Here is a 4406-nt window from a genome sequence, read left to right on the forward strand (position 1 = left end):
CCGCCCATTCCGGCGCTGCTGCCCATCCCGGCGCCGGCCGTGTGCATCCCGCCGCCGGGCAGGCCCGCCCGGCCATGCATCCGGTCGTGGAAGTCGCGTTCCATGACGTGACGCCGGTGCGCGGCGGAGCTGCGCGCGAAGCGCGCCACGGCGAAGCCGGCGAGCGCGGCCGCGCCCATGAAGAGGAACGGCTGCCGGCGCGCGAAATCCTCGGCGCTGCGCAGCATGTCGCGCGGGCTGCGCTCGCGGATCGCGCGCGCGATCTCGTCGACGCTGCCGGCGGCGTCGTGCACCAGGCGCGCGACCTGGGGGCTGTCGCGTTCCAGCTCGTCCGCGGCCCGGTGGATGGCGCGAGCGAGGCCCTGCGCGTGCTCGGCGCCGGCCTGCTTCGTATCCTCGGCCAGCCCCTCGGCGCGCTCCTTGGCGGTGTCGAGCAGCGCGGCGCCTTCCTGCTTCAGGCCTTCGGCCGCGGCGGCGGCTTCCTGCTTCACGGTCGTCGCGGCATCGTTCGCCGCCATGCGCGCCTCGCGCGCCGCCGCGCGCAGATCCTCGCGTGCCTGGCCCGGAATCGCGGAGCCGGACGGCTGCTGTCGGCCGGACATGCCGGTGTCGGACGGATCGCTCATGCTTCCGCGCCTCCTGTCGGTGTGAGTGCTGCGCCGTCGCGCGGCGCATCGTGGCCACCACAACGAGGCTGCGGGCAGGACGTTCCGAAGCGGGACACCATGCCGCCCGGGGCGGGGCGGGGCGGGTGGGCGCTGGCGCGGGCGGCGCGCTTGCGCCGTCCCCGCCGCTGGTCCATAAGCCCGCGGTCGGCGCCGGGGCTCCCTGGCGGCGGCAAATCCGCACGCGGTGCACCCTTCCGGCCCGGTCTCGGGCGAGGGGTCCGGTCCCCGACCTTTTCCGAAGGCGGGGATGGCGCCGCGGAGGCTCAACCGGACCACTGGAAGAAGGATCTTCGCCCGATGGCGATGCCCGACGTCACCCTGCGCGGCCTGCTCGAGGCCGGCGTGCATTTCGGCCACCACACGCGCCGCTGGAACCCCCGGATGGCGCCCTACATCTTCGGCGTCCGCAACCAGGTCCACATCCTCGACCTGCAACAGACCGTGCCGATGATGGACCGCGCGCTGCGCGCCATCCGCGACGTGATCGCCGGCGGCGGGCGCCTGCTGATGGTCGGCACCAAGAAGGCGGCGGCGGACTACGTGGCCGAGAGCGCGGGTCGCTGCGGCCAGTACTACGTGAACCACCGCTGGCTGGGCGGCATGCTGACCAACTGGAAGACCATCCAGGGCAGCATCAAGCGCCTGAAGCAGATGGAGGAGCGCCTCGGCGGCGACGTGCAGGGCCTGACCAAGAAGGAGGTCCTGATGCTGACGCGCGAGAAGGAGAAGCTCGACCGCGCGCTCGGCGGCATCAAGGACATGGGCGGGCTGCCCGACATCATCTTCGTCATTGACGTGGTGAAGGAGAAGCTGGCGATCGAGGAGGCCAACAAGCTCGGCATCCCGGTCGTGGCCGTGGTGGACAGCAACGCCGACCCGCAGGGCATCGCCTTCCCGATCCCGGGCAACGACGACGCGATCCGCGCCATCAACCTCTACTGCGATATGGTCGCGGGCGCGGTGCTGGATGGCCTGGCCGGCGCGCTGCAGAGCTCGGGCGCCGATGTCGGCGCGATGGAGCAGGTGCCGGACGAGGTCCTGCCGGAAGCGCCCGTCGAGGCCGCGCCGGCGGAGCAGCCGGCCGCCGAGTGAGGGCAGCGGGGACGGTGCGTCCCCGCCTTTCCACCGACATCATGGGCCGGGGCGGTGCGCCCCGGCCTGCCTTGCATTGAACCGACCTGATCGGGAGTGACGTGAGATGGCCGAGATCACCGCGGCGATGGTGCGCGAGCTGCGCGAGCGGACCGGCGCCGGCATGATGGATTGCAAGAAGGCGCTGACCGAGGCGGGCGGCGACATGGAGGCCGCGATCGACTGGCTGCGCAAGAAGGGCCTCTCGGCCGCGGCCAAGAAGTCCGGCCGCGTCGCCGCCGAGGGCCTGGTGGGCGTCGCCTCCGGCCCCAACGTCGCCGCGATGGTCGAGGTGAACGCCGAGACCGACTTCGTCGCGCGCAACGAGCTGTTCCAGACCTTCGTGGCCGAGGTGGCGGGCCTCGCCCTCTCGGTTGGCGACGACGTCGAGAAGCTGAAGTCGGCGACCTTCCCGGGCACCGGCCACTCCACCCAGGACGAGCTGACGCGGCTGATCGCCACCATCGGCGAGAACATGACGATCCGCCGCGCCAAGGTGCTGCGCGTGCCGTCGGGCACGGTCGCGACCTATGTGCACAACGCGGTGAAGCCGGGCCTCGGCAAGATCGGCGTGCTGGTGGCGCTCGAGGCGGCGTCCGAGCTCGAGGCGATGGAGATGCTGGGCCGCCAGATCGGCATGCATGTCGCCGCCACCCGTCCGACCGCGCTCGACATCGAGGGCGTCGAGATGTCGGAGCTCGAGCGCGAGAAGGCGGTGCTGCGCGAGCAGGCGGCCGGCTCGGGCAAGAAGCCCGAGATCATCGAGAAGATGATCGAGGGCCGCATCCGCAAGTACTACGAGGAAGTGGTCCTGCTGGAGCAGGTCTGGGTGCATGACGGCGAGAGCCGGGTGAAGCAGGTGGTGCAGAAGGCGGGCGGCAAGCTCGCCGGCTTCGCCCGCTTCCAGCTCGGCGAGGGCATCCAGAAGGAGACCGGCGACTTCGCGGCCGAGGTCGCCGCGATGAGCAAGGGCTGATGCGCCCGGCCGGCGGGGCATCGCCCCGTCGGCACGCCTTGTTGAACGGCCCACGGCGCAGCCCGCCGCGGGCCGTTCCGATTCCTGCGGTGCGGGGCGCTGCGGCGCGCGGGCGGAGCCGCGCCCGCCTGCCTTGCGGTTGCCACACCCCCGCGCCTATGTTCCGCCGCCGCGCCGCCCGGCCCCAAACCGGCCCCTTGGCGCCCTGTCCGGAGCCCCGATGACCGACACCCCCCGCTACAAGCGCGTCCTGCTCAAGGTGTCCGGCGAGGCGCTGATGGGCACGCGCGACTACGGGCTGGACAATGCGACCCTGAAGGCGATCGCGGAGGACATCCGGGACGTTGTCGCGCTCGGCGTGCAGGTCTGCCTGGTGATCGGCGGCGGCAACATCTTCCGCGGCGTCGCCGGCGCCTCGGCTGGCATGGACCGCGCCCAGGCCGACGGCATGGGCATGCTGGCGACCGTGATGAACGCGCTCGCGATGCAGAACTGGCTCGAGAAGGCCGGCGTCTCGACCCGGGTGCAGTCGGCGATCTCCATGGCCTCGCTCTGCGAGCCCTTCATCCGCCGCCGCGCGATCCGGCACATGGAGAAGGGGAGGGTGGTGATCTTCGCCGCCGGCACCGGCAACCCCTTCTTCACCACCGACACCGCCGCGGCGCTCCGGGCCGCCGAGATGGGCTGCGACGCGCTGCTCAAGGGTACGCAGGTGGATGGCGTCTATTCCGCCGACCCGCGCAAGAACCCGAACGCCGAGCGCTACGTGACGCTGACCTATCTCGACATGCTGGCGCGCGACCTCGCGGTGATGGATGCCGCCGCGATCAGCCTCGCGCGCGAGAACAAGCTGCCGATCATCGTCTTCAACATCCACGAGCCGGGCGCTTTCACCGCCGTCATGAAGGGCGAGGGGAAGTTCACGACGGTCGTGGACCAGTAGGAAGCAAGAAGGGAGAGAGCGGGATGCCCGCCGATTTCCAGGCGCTGAAGCGCGACCTGCAGCGCCGCATGGATGGCGCGATGGAGACGCTGAAGAAGGAGTTCGCGGGGCTGCGCACGGGCCGTGCCTCGCCCGCGCTGCTCGAGCCGATCCGCGTCGAGGCCTACGGCACCAACCAGCCGCTGAACCAGGTGGCCAACATCTCGGTGGCTGGGCCCGGTCTGCTCTCGGTGCAGGTCTTCGACCGCTCGATCACCAAGCAGGTGGAGGTCGCGATCCGCGACTCGGGCCTCGGGCTCAATCCGATGGCGGAAGGCCAGGTCATCCGCGTGCCGCTGCCGCCGCTGACGCAGGAGCGCCGGACCGAACTGGCCAAGACCGCGGCGAAATACGCCGAGGCCGCGCGCGTCGCCACCCGCGGCGTCCGCCGCGATGGGATGGAGACGGTGAAGGGCTGGGAGAAGGACAAGAAGGCCGAGGCCAGCCAGGACGACGTGAAGCGCTGGAGCGACGAGGTGCAGAAGATGACCGACGCGCACATCAAGGCCATCGACGCCGCGCTCGCCGCGATATCGCCGCCGCGCGCCGTCACGCGATCCGGCGCCTCCTGCAGCGGGCGGTTGGTCACCACGACCACGTCCTTGCCGGCATAGGGCCAATCCGCCGCGCCGCGCACGACATCATAGGT

The 4406-nt window shown here is 71.4% G+C and carries 4 protein-coding genes and 1 pseudogene; 4 read left to right on the forward strand and 1 reads right to left on the reverse strand.

Translation table 11 applies throughout. From position 1 onward, the window contains the following. On the reverse strand, nucleotides 1-626 hold a 626-nt coding region (locus L2I40_RS19540), incomplete at its 3' end, for a hypothetical protein (protein ID WP_456305754.1). A 339-nt stretch (nucleotides 627-965) separates the two neighbouring features. Between L2I40_RS19540 and rpsB the strand changes: the two genes are divergently transcribed. The 4 genes and pseudogenes from rpsB to frr form a co-directional block, all read left to right on the forward strand. After that, a complete protein-coding gene (gene rpsB, locus L2I40_RS19545; protein ID WP_237216857.1) occupies nucleotides 966-1760 on the forward strand; it encodes a 30S ribosomal protein S2 in 795 nt (264 codons plus the stop codon). Nucleotides 1761-1866: 106 nt separating this feature from the next. Beyond that, nucleotides 1867-2775, forward strand: a complete 909-nt coding sequence (gene tsf / locus L2I40_RS19550; RefSeq protein WP_237216858.1) for a translation elongation factor Ts — start codon at nucleotides 1867-1869, stop codon at nucleotides 2773-2775. Nucleotides 2776-2995: 220 nt separating this feature from the next. Continuing rightward, nucleotides 2996-3718, forward strand: coding sequence for a UMP kinase (pyrH, locus tag L2I40_RS19555; protein ID WP_237216859.1), 723 nt, complete (start codon nucleotides 2996-2998; stop codon nucleotides 3716-3718). A gap of 23 nt (nucleotides 3719-3741) precedes the next feature. Continuing rightward, nucleotides 3742-4281 (forward strand): annotated as a pseudogene (gene frr, locus L2I40_RS19560) (ribosome recycling factor); the annotation flags it as partial. Nucleotides 4282-4406 lie beyond the last annotated feature (125 nt).

Source organism: Falsiroseomonas oryziterrae, from assembly GCF_021864505.1.
Lineage (GTDB): Bacteria > Pseudomonadota > Alphaproteobacteria > Acetobacterales > Acetobacteraceae > Falsiroseomonas > Falsiroseomonas oryziterrae.